The sequence below is a fragment of the Lacticaseibacillus salsurivasis genome (assembly GCF_036246225.1).
GTDB lineage: Bacteria > Bacillota > Bacilli > Lactobacillales > Lactobacillaceae > Lacticaseibacillus > Lacticaseibacillus salsurivasis.
In genome coordinates, this window is the sequence record NZ_BTTP01000003.1 from 62460 (window position 1) to 77064 (window position 14605).

Consider the following 14605-nt stretch of genomic DNA (forward strand, 5'->3'; position numbering starts at 1 on the left):
AACCATGACACAAGAAATTCGCATTGCAGAAGCAAAGAACCATGTGAACGAAGAAGTCAAAATCGGAGCTTGGCTGACCGACAAGCGCTCCAGCGGGAAGATTGCCTTCCTGCAGTTGCGCGATGGCTCGGCCTTTTTCCAAGGCGTCGTGCTGAAGAATCAGGTCTCAGAGGAAGTCTTCCAAACCGCTAAGGAACTGCGGCAGGAAACCAGCATGTACATCACCGGCGAAATTCACGAAGACAGCCGCAGTCACTTCGGTTATGAAATTGAAGTTCACAACATCGAAGTCGTTGGCACCTCTGAAGATTACCCGATTACGCCTAAAGAACACGGCATCGAGTTCCTGCTGGATCACCGCCACTTGTGGCTGCGTAGCAAGCGCCAGTTTGCCATTCAACAGATTCGTAATGAAATGGCCCGCGCCACTTATGAATTCTTCAATAAGGAAGGCTTCATCAAAATGGATCCGCCGATTCTCACCGGCAGTGCCCCAGAAGGCACCACGGAGCTGTTTGAAACGGACTATTTTGACCAGAAAGCTTATCTGAGTCAGTCTGGCCAGCTGTATGCTGAAGCTGGCGCCATGGCTTATGGCAAAGTCTTTACGTTCGGTCCTGTCTTCCGCGCCGAAAAGAGTAAAACCCGCCGGCACCTGACGGAATTCTGGATGATTGAGCCCGAAATGGCCTTCACGCATCAAGAAGAAAGCCTCAAGGTGCAGGAAAACTACATCGCCTTCCTGGTGCAGTCAGTGCTGGACAATTGTGCGTATGACCTGAAGATTTTGGATCGCGATCCCGAAATTCTGAAGCGTTACACCAAAACCCCATTCCCGCGCATTCGCTATGACAAAGCGATTGAAATGCTGCAAGGCGCCGGCTATGACGTTAAGTGGGGCGATGACTTAGGCTCACCGGAAGAAACTTATCTATCCGAACAGTTCGAGCAGCCAGTGTTTGTGCTGAACTACCCGAAGGCCATCAAGCCGTTTTACATGCTGCCAGAAGAAGGCCGCGACGACACGTATGTCTGTGCTGACCTGCTGGCCCCAGAAGGTTACGGCGAAATCATTGGCGGCTCCGAACGTGAAGTCGACTACGATAAGCTGAAAGCCGCGATTGAAGCCAAAGGGCTGGATTTGGATGAATACGAATGGTACTTAGACCTGCGCAAGTACGGCAGTGTGCCGCATGCCGGCTTTGGGTTAGGCTTTGAACGAGCCATCACCTGGATTTGTCACTTGGATCACCTGCGCGAAGCAATTCCGTTCCCACGCATGATCACGCGCCTCAAGCCGTGATTCACTTACTGTCGGCCGTTTGGCTGGCAGTTTTTTGGTCAGGAGGGTAATGATGTCTGATTCCTTAGCAGCTTATTTGCAAAATGGGCAAACCACTTTTTCCCAAGCGTTGTTCGACCATTTCGCCCAAAGCGCGCTGACCCAGTGCGAATTTGTGGTGTACTTATTTCTGGCGGCATGGTCCCAGCACCACCAGGAGGCCCCAGCGCTGGATCAACTGGCGCAAAGCACCAAGCTCGGCAAACAAGATCTCTACACGGTGATCGAAACCTTGATCCAGAAAAAAGCCATTGCTTTGGTGCAAACCCGCGACAGCCACGGCCGCAGTGTCGACCAGTATGATGTCACGCCGCTACTGAAGCAGCTGCTGACGAGTACGCCGACTCAGGCCAAGCCCGAGGCCCAAGGCGGCCAGCAAGTCTTCAGCCAGATTGAAGTCGAATTCGGGCGGCCGCTGTCGCCGATTGAGCAGCAAACCATCAATGACTGGCTCACCGTTGATCATTATGATCCCGCGCTCATCAAGCTGGCACTGCGCGAAGCCGTGCTCAACCAGGCGTATTCCTTGCGCTACATGGACCGGATTTTGCTGAACTGGGAAAAACGCCACCTGACGACGCCAGCGCAAGTGCAGGCGGAACAAGAGAGGCACTTAGGCCTATGAGAATGACCAAAGCGCAAAGCGTGGCACTGCTGAATTTGGTGATTGAAACTTACCCCGACGCGCAGCCGACGCTGAACGCCGCTAATCCCTTTCAAATTCTGGTGGCGGTGATGCTATCAGCACAAACGACCGATGTCGCGGTGAACGCCTGTACGCCAGCCTTATTTCAGGCCTATCCAACGCCGGCGGCCATGGCGGCGGCGCCGATAGCGGCAATCGAAGCTAAAATCGACCGGCTCGGGTTGTATCACAACAAAGCCAAGTACCTCAAAGCCTTATCCCAACGGCTAGTCGATACCTATGACGGGCAAGTGCCAGCCGACCGCAAAGCCTTGACCAGTTTGCCTGGCGTGGGGCAAAAGACTGCCACCGTAGTGCTCACCGATGCCTTCAACGTCCCCGGCGTCGCGGTGGATACCCATGTCAGCCGCATCATCAAGGGTTTTGGGCTGGCGCCAGCCAGTGCGACCCCAGCGCAAATTCAAACTCGGCTTGAGGGGTTGATGCCGCCCAGCACTTGGATCAATTTGCATCGCGCTTTGATCAGGCTGGGCCGTGAGTGGTTGACGGCCCGTCAACCGCACTTGCCTAATACCCCAGACTGGCAGGCCTTTGCGCCGTATTATCAGCCTTTGCAGAAGGAGGAAGTCAAATGACCGATCAAATCATGCCTTCAACGCGTCACCAAACGCGTGAATCTTGGGATCGTTACTTCATGACTTTAGCGACCACCGTAGCGGCTCGCTCCACTTGTGAACGGGCGACGGTAGGGGCGCTGCTGGTGCTGGACCACCGCATTATCGCCACTGGCTACAATGGCAGTATTGCCGGCGACCCACACTGTGATGACGCCGGCCATCTCATGCGCGACGGTCACTGCATTCGCACCTTGCACGCCGAAATGAATGCGATTTTGCAATGCGCGGAAAACGGCGTGTCGACTCACGGTGCGGCTGTGTATGTGACCTTCTTCCCGTGCCTGAACTGCACCAAGGCGTTGATTCAAGCGGGGATCAAACAGGTTTACTTTGGTGCTGATTACAACAATGATCCGTATGCGATTGAGCTGCTGAAGGCCCATCATGTGGCGGTGCAGCAGGTTTCGCTTTAAGGCAAAACTGTGACCAGATGAAAAGCCCCAAGATTCGGAATACGAATCTTGGGGCTTTCGTTATGGCTAAACTTTACTGCTTCGTGGTCGTTTCACCCTGACCGCCTTGACCGCCATTACCTCCACCAGCTCCGGCACCACCCGTACCGGTGTTAGAGGACGAACTTGAGGTGGTCGAGCCGCCTGCATCAGATGGGGTCGATGGCCCAGTAGTAGTGGGACTAGAAGACGATTCAGTCACACTCGAACTGCTGCTGGAGCTACTCGAGCTGCTGGAACTGGAACTTGAACTCGAGGAGGAACTCGACGAGCTGTCCGCCACGGCTTGCTTGGTCGTCGGGCCGTAACCTTTGACGTACAATTCGCGGGTGGTGCCGGCGGTATTGCCGGTGACCGCCGTGCCGGGGTTACTGCCAGACAGAATGTGTTCCGCTAAGACGGTTGAAGGTTTCTTCCAATCCTTTTGGCCCACGTTTTCTTCATTGGCAAGGTAGCCCATCATCGCCTTGTAAATCTTTTGGGCGATCAGGTTCGAGCCAGAGCCCAAGCCATTCGTCAGCGGTTTATCGTACCCGGTCCAAACAGAGATGACCCGTTCTTTCGTGTACCCGGTAAACCAGATATCCTTGGCTAAACCAGAGAGGGCAGAATTGTGCTGAATATCAGTATCGGCATAATCCGTGGTCCCGGTTTTCCCGGCTTCGTTGATACCTGACACTCTGGCATAAACGCCGGTGCCATCGGTCAAAACGCCTTTCAGCATATCCGTGATCATGTAGGCGGTGCTGGCCTTCATGGCGCGAGTGCCACTTTCATCGAAGTTAGTGGTGTGGCCGTCAGAATCGACGACTTTCCGCACATAAGTCGGCTTGTAGTAGGTACCGCCATTGGCAAAGGCCCCATACGCGGCAGCTTCTTGTTCGGTGGTGACCGGCGCGCCAATCGCACTGGACCAGTGATTGCCATCCACCTTGCTGAGGTCAATGCCGAGCCCCTGCAGGAAGTTCAAGCCGCGACTGAGGCCAACCTTCTCGAGGGTTTGGACCGCCACGGTGTTCCGCGAATCGGTTAAGGCTTTGCGGATTGAAATCCGGCCGAGGTATTTTTTGTCGATGTTGTAAACCTGAGTCGTGGTGCCAGGGTAGACCGTCGGCTGATCGACCATTTGCTGGTAGGTTGACCAGTTCAGGTACTCAATGGCCGGGGCATAATCCAGCATCGGCTTCATCGTGGAGCCGTTACTACGCTGGTTTTCCGTGGCGCGGTTATAGGCCAGGCGTACGTCACCAGTCTTGCGGCCGCCGACTTGGGCCACCACGCGCCCAGTGTTCGGATTAGTAATGGTGATGGCAGTTTGCAGCTGATCATTCGGGAAGTTGATATATTCATCAGAATTGACAATCTGGTAGAGTTTCTTTTGCGCCTTCATGTCAATGTTGGTGTAGATCTTGAGGTTTTGGCTGTAAGGATTGGCGTTCATCTTCTTTTTGACTTCTTTAATCACTGAGGTCAAATAGGAATCGGTTTCCTTATCCACGGCTGAATCCGTGGTTTGGGCCTTTTGGGTGACGAGGCCTTGGGTGATGGGTTCTTTTTCTGCCGCCGTGGCTTGCGCCTGGCTGATCTTCTTGTTCGCCACCATGGCTTTCAGGACTTCGTTGCGCCGATTCAACGCGGCTTCTGGGTGGTTATATGGATTGTAGCCCACTGGCGATTGCGGCAAACCGGCGATCAGCGCCGTTTGAGCCAAATCAAGCTTACTCAGGCTCTTGCCGTAGTAATACTTGGCGGCAGTGCCCATGCCCACTTGCGCATTATCCATGTAGACTTTGTTGATGTAGAATTCCAAGATCTGTTCTTTACTGAATTTTTGCTCCAGTTTGACCGCCAGCCAGGCTTCTTGCGCCTTGCGCTTTAGGGTTTGATCTGAGGCCTTGGTGGAGAACACTGACAGCTTAATCAGCTGCTGGGTGAGGGTGGAGCCGCCTTGTATCCCATTAGAATTACCAGTGATCTTACCGATGACGTTGCGGGTAAAGGCGCCGACAATGCGGATGGGATCAATGCCCCAACGTTCCTGATAAAAGCGCCGGTCTTCGATTGAGACCACGGCATCTTTAAGCTGTTGCGGAATTTGACTAGCAGAAACGTAGCTCCGGTTTTCAACCCCGAGACTCATGAACTGATTGCCGCTGGCGTCATAGACGGTACTGCCGCCGCCGGCTTTCAGCTCGGTTTCAGTGACTTTTGGCGCAGAGCTGGCATAGTAAGCGAACAGCGAGCCACCGCCAATCAGCACAACCAGCACCGCAATTAAAATGGCCTTGATGGTCGTCAGCCACCAGCGGCGCTTCTTCTTTGTTTTCGGCTTTGGGGCCCGCCGCCGGGCCATTCGGGATGGCGTATTAGGCATGGTGATTTCCTCTCTTCATCTGGATTAATTGATCGACGCCTTCTAAATAGGGAATCAGCGGCTGCAATTTCGGATGCAGCTCAATCCCATGGGCTTCAATTTCACTTAACGGAATCGATTTGCGCCCAGCATTTTGCGCTTCGTCCCAGCAGCGTTTCAAGTCGCTAGCGGGGTAGATGAACAGGCGCTCAAGGCTGACAAAGCGAATCAAGGCGAAACAGATGCCGCCTTGCGCTAGGCACGCGGTTAAATGCGCAATTTGATGGGCGTGGAAGTTCTTCAACGGAAAACTACGCTTGTTTTTGGTCTCCTTGGCATCAAAGTCCAAGTAATACCCGCGATAAACCCCGTTATAATCCGTCGTCGAAGGGGTTTTGAAATAGGCTTCCCGAATCACCGCTTGGCTGCGCGCCGGGTAGTCGACCTTGACGATTTGCAGCGGGGTAGGCTTTTTGTACACCACGGCCTGCTGGGTTTGGCGATAGTATTGATTGCTTTGATTGAGCTCATCTTCCAAGGTCATGCCGCGGCCACCGTAGTTGACGGGTTCGCGGCTAGATTGCGCCTTGGCTTGGTATGGCTTACCATTGGGGTAATGAATTGGCATAGACTCACGCTCCTGTGGCTATTATAACAATTTGAACAGCATGCGCCTAATTTTAGAAAGAAGGAAGAAAATGCTGGCAAGACTTTGGCTGACCGGCTATCGGGCCTGGGAAGTGAACGCTTACGGTGATCAAGATCCCAAAATCACAGTAATTAAGTATACGTTAAAAAATGCGCTGCGCCCGCTGATTGAAGACGGGCTGGAATGGGTCATCACCGGCGGCGAGCTTGGCGTGGAGCAGTGGGGCGCCGCCGCGGCGCTGGAGCTGAAAGCGGCTTATCCGCAGCTGCAAGTGGCGATGATGCTGCCGTTCGGTGATTTTGGCCATCAGTGGAACGAAGCCAACCAGACGAAGCTGCAAACGCTGACGGCGCAAGTCGACTTTTCCCAGGCGACTTCCAGCGGTCCGTATGAATCGCCGGCCCAACTGTCTGGCTACACCCGTTTCATGGCGCAGCATACCGACGGCGCCTTGATGCTGTATGATTTGGATTTTGAAGGCAAGCCCAAGTTTGCCTATCAAGCCGCGCTGGCTGAGCAAGCCCGCCGCGAGTATCCGTTGACCTTGATCACCATGCCAGATTTGGAAGAATCAGCTCGGGACTACGCCGAAAACCAGGCAAATGAGCATTTTCAAAGCGATTAGGCTATGCTATACTGAACGAAGCGTGTTTAGCTGGTAAATGAGGTGTGCTGGAATGGATAACAATAACGATGCAACATTCAACATTCAACTTGACCCCAAGGCCATTTTGGATAAGAGTTTCAAGAAAGCCATGCGTGGCTATGATCCCGACGAGGTCGATGAATTCCTCGATCAAGTGATCAAGGATTATGAGAGCTACAATGCTGAACTGGACCGGTTGAATGAGGATAATGCGCGGCTGCGCAGCCGCGTGGATGAACTCACCAAGCAGCTGTCAGTTTCTAAGAGCATCGCTGGCAGCACGCCACAACAACCAAGTGCCAGTGCCACCAACTACGACATCCTTAAGCGGCTGTCGAACTTGGAGCGTCACGTCTTTGGTAGCAAGCTCTCTGAGCAGTCGCAACCACAAGGCGAGTCGCACTCTTCTGGCATCGATCAATATTAAACCCAATTTGCAGTCCTTGAGTAATCGCGCCTGGCAATTGTCAGGTGAGGAAAGTCCATGCCCGCACAAGCTGTGATGCTTGTAGTGTTCGTGTCAGGCCCAATAAGCCTGAGTACCTTCGGGTAACGGCGACTAAAAGCGCTAAAACTTCGGTCACGCGTGAGTCAGTCTGAAAGTGCCACAGAGACGAGGCCCTTGAGAAATCAAGGGATTGGAACGGGTAAACCCCGCGAGCGAGTAACCCAAACTTTGGTAGGGGCGCAAGGCCTAGGGAACTGAACCGATGGCCCTAACAGCGTAAGCTGAGATAGATGATTACTGAAGGCTGGATGGCCTGACATCCAGCTGGAACAAAACATGGCTTATAGAGGGCTGCAAACAGGCACGGCTCGGGGGGACCCGGGCTGTTTTTTTGCGAAAATTCACCAGCGGTCATGACAGGTTCAGGCCGCTGGGTTAAGATGAAGAAAACACGGAACACATGGAGGCCAATATGCAATACAAATTACTTGCCACGATGGCGTCAGGCCTAGAAGCCTTGACCGCGCGCGAAGTGCAGGCACTGGGCTATGAGGAACGCACCGATAACGGCAAAGTCTATTTTGAAGGCGACGAAACTGCCATCGCCAAAGCCAATGTCTGGCTGCGCACTGCCGACCGGGTGAAGATCATTGTCGGTCAATTCACCGCCACCACCTTTGATGAGTTGTTCGAAGGGGTAAAGGCCTTGCCTTGGGATCATTACCTGCCGCTGGATGCTGAATTCCCGGTGGCCGGGCGTAGCGTGCGCTCCAAACTGCACTCGGAACCTGACGTGCAAGCGATAACGAAGAAAGCCATCGTCGATAAGTTAGCAACCGTTTACCACCGCCGCGGCCGGTTGGCGGAAACCGGCAAGACCTATCCGCTGGAAGTCTCTATTTTGCGGGATGTGGCCACTTTGACCATCGACACCACGGGTCCTAGTCTCTTCAAGCGCGGTTACCGGATTGCCAAAGGGGAAGCCCCGCTGAAGGAAAACTTTGCCGCAGCGCTGGTCATGCTGACGAACTGGCATCCGGATATGCCGTTTGTTGATCCAACCACTGGCTCTGGCACCATTCCGATTGAAGCGGCGATGATTGGGCTTAATTTGGCCCCTGGGATGCAGCGCCATTTTGCCTTTGAAGATTTCGCCTTTATGGACCCTGAAATTCTGCAACAGGTAAAGGATGAAGCGATGGATCAAGCTGACTTTGATCGAGAACTCGATATTCAAGGCTTTGACCTGAATCCGCAAATGATTGAAATCGCTAAGGAAAACGCCAAGCAAGCTGGCCTGAGCCAGACCATTCGCTTCAAGCAGGTCGCAGTCAAAGATAATCAACTGACCGCCCCGCGCGGCGTGATTGTTTCTAACCCACCTTACGGGAAACGTCTTGGGGAACTGGATGCAGCGCGCCAGCTGTACAAGGAAATGGGCGAGGTCTACCGGCCGCTGACCGGCTGGAGCAAGTATATTTTGACCGCCGATTTGGAATTTGAAAAAGCGTATGCCGCCAAAGCCACGAAGCGCAGGAAGTTGTATAACGGGACGATTCGCACCGATTACTTCCAGTACTGGGCGAAACGGGCACCACGTCAATAGAGGCTCATTGAGCACCGGTTGCTTACCATGTCTGTATGGTAAGCAACCGGTGCTTTGTTTCATTCTTGAAGAACCACTATTCATCATCAAATATATACTTCCTTGCTTGACAAGATAGTTGAGCCACGAGTATACTTGCAAAGCAAGATAGTTAGGAGGGGCGATATGCGCAAACTGCCGTCTCAACTGTTGAAGGGGTCATTGGAAGGGGCGCTGCTGCAAATCCTTGCCAGCCAGGAGTCCTACCCTTATGAGATTCATCAGGCGCTCGTGACCGCCGGTTTTGGTGAAATTGCAGACGGGACAATTTACCCGTTGCTACTGAAATTAGAACGAAGTGGCCAAATTCAGGGTGAAAGGCGCGATTCCCCCAACGGTGGTCCACCGCGCAAGTATTACCATCTATTGCCGTCAGGGCAGGCGGCATTGGCTGACTTTAAGGCAGACTGGTCACAACTGGAAGCTGCCATGAATCAACTCGGAGGTAAGTAAAGTATGGGTACAACGCTATTACCGCGTAATCAAGAGTATTTTGACCGGCTTAAGACCTATGTAACTGAGGCCATTGGCGTCGATACGACTGCTGCTGTCGATATGCTTGCCGAAATTCACGCGGATTTAATGCAAGCACAAGCTGATGGTATTGATGCGGTCGATTACTTTGGCCAGGATCCCAAAACCATTGGTGATCAACTCGTCAAAAACCTACCACACTGGAAGCGCAAATCCTGGGTCTTATACGCGACGGTAGCATGGCTCCTTTCGTTTTTCTTCATCACCTGGCGCCATATTTCCCTGCATGGACGTCTTGTGCCCTTGGGCTCAGCGGCAGTGCTTGCAGCAGCACTGCCAATCCTTGTTTTGGCGGCCATGGAAATGTTTCGCCGCGGTGTATTTCATCGCAGAAAGGTTCGCGATGCCAGCATCGTGCTTATCGTTGTCGTCCAGTTAGTTCTCCAACCGCTCAGCGACATGATGCCTAAGTTTGGCCGGGTATGGGTGCCCAAGCCGTTAATTATCGTTGTCGGTTTGGGCCTGATGGTCCTTCTGCTAGGCCTTGGCATGTGGATGGGCATGCACTCATGGTTCATCGCGGGCATGCTTGCGATTTTTGCAACGCTGTTCGCCGTTCCAGCAATTGATATGCTCGATAAATTGCCAGGTCTTTCGGGCCAACTCTTAATTCCTGGCCTATTTGTCGGTAATATTCTGCTCATTCGGATTGGAGAAACCTTGTTACCCAATAAATGGCAAGCACCCGAAACCAAATAAGGCCACGATTCACGCAAAGACGCTATGTCGTTCATAACACCAAAACAACCACGTCAGCTGGCGTGGTTGTTTTGGTGTGCTTGATGATTTGGCTAGGCGGATTACGCCAGCGCCGCTTTCATCTCCGCCGTATACTGCCCAATCGCGGCGGCCGCCTCGGTGCCGTGCTGCGCCGCCAGCTCCACAATCGCCGAGCCAACGATAATTCCATCGGCGAACTGCGAAAGCGCCTTGGCCTGCGCGGGGGTATGAATGCCAAAGCCCAACGCCGCCGGCACCTCTGTATACTGCTTGATCTCGGCGAAAAGGGCGGCGAGGCGGTGATCGAATTCATCACGCTCACCCGTGATGCCTTGGGTGCTGACGACATAGATGAATCCTTCAGCGGCTTTGGCCAGGGCCGGTACGCGGTCACCGGAATTCAGCGTAATCAGCATAATCAAATCCAAGCCGTATTTTTGCGTGAAGGGCCGAATTTCACCTTGCTCCTCAAAGGGCAAGTCGGGAATCACCAAACCGTTGACGCCCAAGGCCTGACACTGGGCGCAAAAGCGGTCATAACCATACTTGAATGGCACGTTTGCGTAGGTCAAAAAGACGATTGGGGTTTGAATTTGCTCCCGAGCGGCCTTCACAATGCCAAAAATCTTGTCGACGGTGATGCCGCCTTTGAAGGCGCGCAAGTCACCGGCTTGAATCACTGGCCCATCAGCGACGGGATCGGAGAAGGGAATGCCCAGCTCGATGATATCCGCGCCAGCTTTCGCCATCGCGAGGATATTATTTAAGGTGCTGGCTTCATCAGGATCGCCGGCCACGATGAAGGGAATGAACGCCTTACCGTTATTGAATGCGTCTGTTAATTTACTCATGATGATTTTCCTTCCTCAACTAGTCTTCATTCAGTTCAATGCCGCGATATTTGGCAATCGAAGCCACGTCTTTGTCCCCGCGCCCAGAGAGGGTGCAAACGATGACCTGGTCCTTGCTCAAGGTTGGGGCGAGCTTTTGCACTTCGGCGACGGCATGGCAACTTTCAATTGCGGCAATGATGCCTTCTTGCTTAGCGATATATTCGAAGGCATCAACCGCCTCGTCATCGGTAATCGGCACGTACTGGGCTCGGCCTTCATCCATCAAGGCGACATGCTCTGGCCCAACGCCAGGGTAGTCGAGCCCGGCGGAAATAGAATAAACAGAATCGATTTGACCGTCATGGTTTTGCAAGAAACGGGACTTCATGCCATGGAAAATCCCGGTTGAGCCAAGCGCCATGGTGGCAGCCGTTTGCTTGGTGGTGATGCCTTTGCCGGCGGCTTCACAGCCAATCAGATGCACACTGGGGTCTTTGATGTATTCGGCAAAACTGCCAATCGCATTGCTACCACCGCCGACACAGGCCACGACGTAATCTGGTAACTGGCCAATCGCGTCCTGCAACTGAGCCTTGGATTCTTTACTGATCACACTTTGAAAATCATGCACCATCGCTGGGAAGGGGTGCGGGCCGACTGCAGAGCCCATCACATAAAACGTATCGTCACTGCGGGCCGCGTAGTTTTGAAGCGCCGCATTCACAGCGTCCTTAAGCACCATCGAGCCGCTGGTCACCGCGTTCACTTTGGCGCCAAGTAGTTCCATGCGGTAGACATTGAGGCGCTGGCGGTCGGTATCCATTTTGCCCATGAAGATTTCACATTCCATGCCGAACAAGGCAGCAATGGTGGCAGTGGCGACGCCATGCTGACCAGCGCCGGTTTCAGCAATCAGGCGGGTTTTGCCCATGCGCTTGGCGAGCAAGGCCTGGCCGATGACATTATTGATTTTATGCGCGCCGGTATGGTTGAGGTCTTCCCGCTTGAGGTAGATTTGGGCACCACCGAGATCTGCCGTCATATTCTTGGCGTAATACAGCAGGGAAGGTCGGCCGGCGTATTCCCGCAGCAAGGTGTGAAACTCATTCAAGAAGTCAGGGTCGTCTTTGTACATAGCGTAGGCCGCCGCGACGCGGTTGATTTCTGGCATCAAGACTTCAGGGAGATATTGGCCGCCGTAATCAAGATAACGGCCAGCTTGCATTGCAGTTTCAGGATCGTAATTGTTTGTCATGATAAAACTCCTTTGATTAACCAAGATGAACTAATTTCAACACGAAGCCCAGTAGCGGGCCGTAGACGCAATAGTCGGTTTCGCTTAAGATCCGCATGATTGGGGCGAAGGTCCCCACCATTGGCAGCAACAGGGCCTGGCCAAAAATCAGCAGGAACCCATTGGCGCCAGCCCCGAGCAACGCCCCGCGGCGGCCGCCGTGGGCATCACCGAAAATCGCCGTGGCCGCGCCAGTGAAGAAGGTCGGAATTAAGGCTGGGAAAACGATGATCGGATAATGGGCGGCAGCTAAAATCAGCATGCCGATGATGCCAGTGGTTAAACTCATCAGAAAACCGACAATGACACTGGTGGGATACTGCGGAAACAAGAGCGGAATATCCAAGCCGGGCTTAGCATTGGGGATGAGCTTGTGCGCGATGCCGTGAAAAGCTGGAATGATTTCTGCCAACATCATCCGCACACCAGCCAGGATGACGGTAATCCACATCCCGAATTCAATGCCTTTGGTAATGGCGAACACCACGAAGTCCTTACCCCCGGCCACTTGCGTCATGGTGAAGTGGGGCCCGGCAATCAAGCCTAAGGCGAAGAACAACAGCATCATGACTAGCGTGAGCGCCACGGTCATATCCCGCAGAAAGTTGAGCTTTACTGGCAGCTTGGTGTCTTCAAGGTCGTGCTTTTTATCCCCGAACAGTTCGCCAAGAATCGAGGCGACCAAGAGACCTGATGAACTGGAATGCGCCAGCGTGAAGCCATCGGCGCCGCGCACAGGTTTGATCAGCACATTGACATAAGCGCAGGTGAAGGTCATGTAGACGCCTAAGAGAATGGATCCAATCACCAGCCGCACAGGCGTGTTCAGGTCAGTCCCGAATTTCAAGAGGGCGGCAATCAAGCCGGCAAAGAAAAACGACACATGCGGCGAAAGATGCACAAATTTGAACCGGGTGAAGCGCGCCAGCAGCAAGTTGATCACGAACCCACAGGCGAAGATAATCGCCATGTCAAAACCCACATCCGTTAAGCTAGCCGCTTGAGTCGCGCCGATATCGGCGCTGGCCGGGGCTTTCATGGCAAAAATATGCGCAATCAGCTGCTGCAAAGGCAAAAGTGCCGTGCCCAAGGTTTGGCCGCCCACGTTGATCATGGTGAAGCCAATCACGGCTTTCAAGGCACTGGGCAGGATTTTGCTACCAGGCTTATGTTCCGCCAACATGCCGATGACCACCACCAGCCCTAAAATGAAAATCGGCTGGCTCAGGACGTTGTTGATGAAGTAAAGGAGAATTGACATGGCCTAATCCTCCTGCGCCAGCGCCGCGAGCAACTTTTGCTTAAGGCTTGTTTGATCCATGATGTTGTCATGGATAATGACTTGGGCACTAGTTGCTGGCAACATTTCGGCAAACATTGAAGTGGTAATGACCACGTCGTAATCATTAGGCGTGGCACTGCTGATATCGGCATTATCGACCTGAGCGTCGACCCCGGCGCCACTTAGAATGTCTTCGGCGAACATTTTTTCCATCAGGCTGGTACCGACCCCGGCCCCACATACTGTTAACACGCGCATTGAGAAAACCTACCTTTCATCTGGTGCATCCGTTTCAAGTAGTGACAAGACTTGCTTTGAGGTGGTGCATGACATCAGTTGGCGGTAACGCCATCGGTCACTGAAGGTCTTGGCAATGGCTTGAATCAGCTGGAGATGGCTGGCAGCGCCAGTCGCGGCTAAGCCAATGATCAAATCGGCAGGGCCGTTGGCAGCATTCCCGAAATCAAGCGGGGTTTGGAGGGTGAGGATGCTGATACCGTTGGCCAAGACCCCATTTTCTGGCCGCGCATGGGGCATGGCGATGCCTGGGGCAATGACAAAGTACGCGCCGTTGGTCTGAAAACTGGTCAGCATCGCCTGAGTATAGGCTGGGGTGGCAAAGCCGCCAGCGACCAACAACTTGCCAGCTTCTTCAATCGCTTGCATGGGTGTGGTGAGTGGGGCGAGCACTTCAATCGCGTTTGACTTTGTGAATTGATTCAGCATAATTTCCTCCTAGCAAAAAAATCCGCCCTCGATCGCCGTCAAATATGACGACGATCAAGGACGGATTTTCCGCGGTGCCACCTTGATTTGATTCGCATCGGTAGCCCCAAACACAAAGCCCGCTGCAACGAATGCAGCGGGCTCTTTGCGCAGGGCGATTCCGTTCGAATCACGCTTAGCGAAGAGCCAACACTCTCCCGGCAACTGACGTATGCCTGACGTCCTTGCGTACTTGAAATCTTTCGGCAAGGCCCTCGGTGGTCCATTTGCCAGCTTGCGTTCGGCCACTTCTCAGCAACGTGGCTCTCTGTGCGTGCACAACTGGTTTGATCTCCACCTCATCGGTTTGTGAAAACAG

Annotated in this window: 16 protein-coding genes and 1 other RNA gene; 10 read left to right on the forward strand and 7 right to left on the reverse strand. The window is 53.4% G+C overall.

The window, feature by feature from the left end:
* Positions 1–4 precede the first annotated feature (4 nt).
* The 4 genes from asnS to AAA927_RS03795 are packed head-to-tail and all read left to right on the forward strand — an operon-like array spanning position 5 to position 3078.
* The gene (gene asnS, locus AAA927_RS03780; RefSeq protein ID WP_204118920.1) at positions 5–1303 is read left to right on the forward strand and encodes an asparagine--tRNA ligase; all 1299 of its coding nucleotides are present in this window, start codon (positions 5–7) and stop codon (positions 1301–1303) included.
* 52 nt (positions 1304–1355) lie between these two features.
* Entirely contained in the window at positions 1356–1967 is a 612-nt protein-coding gene (locus AAA927_RS03785; protein ID WP_338215876.1) for a DnaD domain-containing protein, read from the forward strand.
* A 2-nt stretch (positions 1968–1969) separates the two neighbouring features.
* Positions 1970–2623 carry an endonuclease III domain-containing protein gene (locus tag AAA927_RS03790; RefSeq protein WP_338216128.1) on the forward strand — a complete coding sequence of 218 codons (654 nt, stop codon included), beginning with the start codon at positions 1970–1972 and terminating at the stop codon, positions 2621–2623.
* On the forward strand, positions 2620–3078 hold the full coding sequence (locus AAA927_RS03795; protein WP_338215878.1) for a deoxycytidylate deaminase: 459 nt from the start codon (positions 2620–2622) through the stop codon (positions 3076–3078). Before AAA927_RS03790 ends, AAA927_RS03795 begins: the two co-directional genes overlap by 4 nt.
* Before the next feature lie 73 nt (positions 3079–3151).
* Here the strand turns inward: AAA927_RS03795 and AAA927_RS03800 are convergent, their stop codons facing one another.
* Positions 3152–5491, reverse strand: coding sequence for a transglycosylase domain-containing protein (locus tag AAA927_RS03800; protein ID WP_338215880.1), 2340 nt, complete (start codon positions 5489–5491; stop codon positions 3152–3154).
* Complete coding sequence (recU, locus tag AAA927_RS03805) at positions 5484–6098, reverse strand: Holliday junction resolvase RecU (RefSeq protein WP_125579029.1); 615 nt, start codon at positions 6096–6098, stop codon at positions 5484–5486. Before recU ends, AAA927_RS03800 begins: the two co-directional genes overlap by 8 nt.
* 73 nt (positions 6099–6171) lie before the next feature.
* Between recU and AAA927_RS03810 the strand changes: the two genes are divergently transcribed.
* The 6 genes from AAA927_RS03810 to AAA927_RS03835 all read left to right on the forward strand — a co-directional run bounded on the left by AAA927_RS03810 (position 6172) and on the right by AAA927_RS03835 (position 10091).
* On the forward strand, positions 6172–6744 hold the full coding sequence (locus tag AAA927_RS03810; RefSeq protein WP_338216129.1) for an SLOG family protein: 573 nt from the start codon (positions 6172–6174) through the stop codon (positions 6742–6744).
* A gap of 52 nt (positions 6745–6796) precedes the next feature.
* Entirely contained in the window at positions 6797–7192 is a 396-nt protein-coding gene (gene gpsB / locus AAA927_RS03815) for a cell division regulator GpsB (RefSeq protein ID WP_125579028.1), read from the forward strand.
* A 12-nt stretch (positions 7193–7204) separates the two neighbouring features.
* Positions 7205–7562: RNase P RNA component class B (gene rnpB, locus AAA927_RS03820), an RNA gene on the forward strand.
* Positions 7563–7685: 123 nt separating this feature from the next.
* Positions 7686–8819 (forward strand): THUMP domain-containing class I SAM-dependent RNA methyltransferase, encoded by a 1134-nt coding sequence (locus AAA927_RS03825; RefSeq protein ID WP_338215883.1) that lies wholly within the window; start codon positions 7686–7688, stop codon positions 8817–8819.
* 165 nt (positions 8820–8984) lie between these two features.
* A complete protein-coding gene (locus AAA927_RS03830; protein WP_338215885.1) occupies positions 8985–9311 on the forward strand; it encodes a PadR family transcriptional regulator in 327 nt (108 codons plus the stop codon).
* Positions 9312–9314: 3 nt separating this feature from the next.
* Positions 9315–10091, forward strand: coding sequence for a hypothetical protein (locus AAA927_RS03835; RefSeq protein ID WP_338215887.1), 777 nt, complete (start codon positions 9315–9317; stop codon positions 10089–10091).
* A gap of 101 nt (positions 10092–10192) precedes the next feature.
* Here AAA927_RS03835 and trpA read toward each other — a convergent pair whose 3' ends face one another.
* The 5 genes from trpA to AAA927_RS03860 are packed head-to-tail and all read right to left on the reverse strand — an operon-like array spanning position 10193 to position 14247.
* Positions 10193–10963 carry a tryptophan synthase subunit alpha gene (gene trpA / locus AAA927_RS03840; RefSeq protein ID WP_338215889.1) on the reverse strand — a complete coding sequence of 257 codons (771 nt, stop codon included), beginning with the start codon at positions 10961–10963 and terminating at the stop codon, positions 10193–10195.
* A gap of 19 nt (positions 10964–10982) precedes the next feature.
* Positions 10983–12200 carry a tryptophan synthase subunit beta gene (gene trpB, locus AAA927_RS03845; RefSeq protein WP_338215891.1) on the reverse strand — a complete coding sequence of 406 codons (1218 nt, stop codon included), beginning with the start codon at positions 12198–12200 and terminating at the stop codon, positions 10983–10985.
* Positions 12201–12216: 16 nt separating this feature from the next.
* Positions 12217–13500: a PTS ascorbate transporter subunit IIC gene (gene ulaA, locus AAA927_RS03850; RefSeq protein ID WP_338215893.1), complete on the reverse strand. Its 1284-nt coding sequence runs from the start codon at positions 13498–13500 to the stop codon at positions 12217–12219.
* A 3-nt stretch (positions 13501–13503) separates the two neighbouring features.
* Positions 13504–13779: a PTS sugar transporter subunit IIB gene (locus AAA927_RS03855; protein WP_338215895.1), complete on the reverse strand. Its 276-nt coding sequence runs from the start codon at positions 13777–13779 to the stop codon at positions 13504–13506.
* A 9-nt stretch (positions 13780–13788) separates the two neighbouring features.
* A complete protein-coding gene (locus AAA927_RS03860; protein ID WP_338215897.1) occupies positions 13789–14247 on the reverse strand; it encodes a PTS sugar transporter subunit IIA in 459 nt (152 codons plus the stop codon).
* Between the last annotated feature and the right edge of the window lie 358 nt (positions 14248–14605).

Bases quoted from the DNA above. Each gene is read 5' to 3' on its own strand.
- asnS (WP_204118920.1), top strand. From the start codon at position 5: ATGACACAAGAAATTCGCATTGCAGAAGCAAAGAACCATGTGAACGAA.
- AAA927_RS03785 (WP_338215876.1), top strand. From the start codon at position 1,356: ATGTCTGATTCCTTAGCAGCTTATTTGCAAAATGGGCAAACCACTTTT.
- AAA927_RS03790 (WP_338216128.1), top strand. From the start codon at position 1,970: ATGACCAAAGCGCAAAGCGTGGCACTGCTGAATTTGGTGATTGAAACT.
- AAA927_RS03795 (WP_338215878.1), top strand. From the start codon at position 2,620: ATGACCGATCAAATCATGCCTTCAACGCGTCACCAAACGCGTGAATCT.
- AAA927_RS03800 (WP_338215880.1), bottom strand. From the start codon at position 5,491: ATGCCTAATACGCCATCCCGAATGGCCCGGCGGCGGGCCCCAAAGCCG.
- recU (WP_125579029.1), bottom strand. From the start codon at position 6,098: ATGCCAATTCATTACCCCAATGGTAAGCCATACCAAGCCAAGGCGCAA.
- gpsB (WP_125579028.1), top strand. From the start codon at position 6,797: ATGGATAACAATAACGATGCAACATTCAACATTCAACTTGACCCCAAG.
- AAA927_RS03825 (WP_338215883.1), top strand. From the start codon at position 7,686: ATGCAATACAAATTACTTGCCACGATGGCGTCAGGCCTAGAAGCCTTG.
- AAA927_RS03830 (WP_338215885.1), top strand. From the start codon at position 8,985: ATGCGCAAACTGCCGTCTCAACTGTTGAAGGGGTCATTGGAAGGGGCG.
- AAA927_RS03835 (WP_338215887.1), top strand. From the start codon at position 9,315: ATGGGTACAACGCTATTACCGCGTAATCAAGAGTATTTTGACCGGCTT.
- trpA (WP_338215889.1), bottom strand. From the start codon at position 10,963: ATGAGTAAATTAACAGACGCATTCAATAACGGTAAGGCGTTCATTCCC.
- trpB (WP_338215891.1), bottom strand. From the start codon at position 12,200: ATGACAAACAATTACGATCCTGAAACTGCAATGCAAGCTGGCCGTTAT.
- ulaA (WP_338215893.1), bottom strand. From the start codon at position 13,500: ATGTCAATTCTCCTTTACTTCATCAACAACGTCCTGAGCCAGCCGATT.
- AAA927_RS03855 (WP_338215895.1), bottom strand. From the start codon at position 13,779: ATGCGCGTGTTAACAGTATGTGGGGCCGGGGTCGGTACCAGCCTGATG.
- AAA927_RS03860 (WP_338215897.1), bottom strand. From the start codon at position 14,247: ATGCTGAATCAATTCACAAAGTCAAACGCGATTGAAGTGCTCGCCCCA.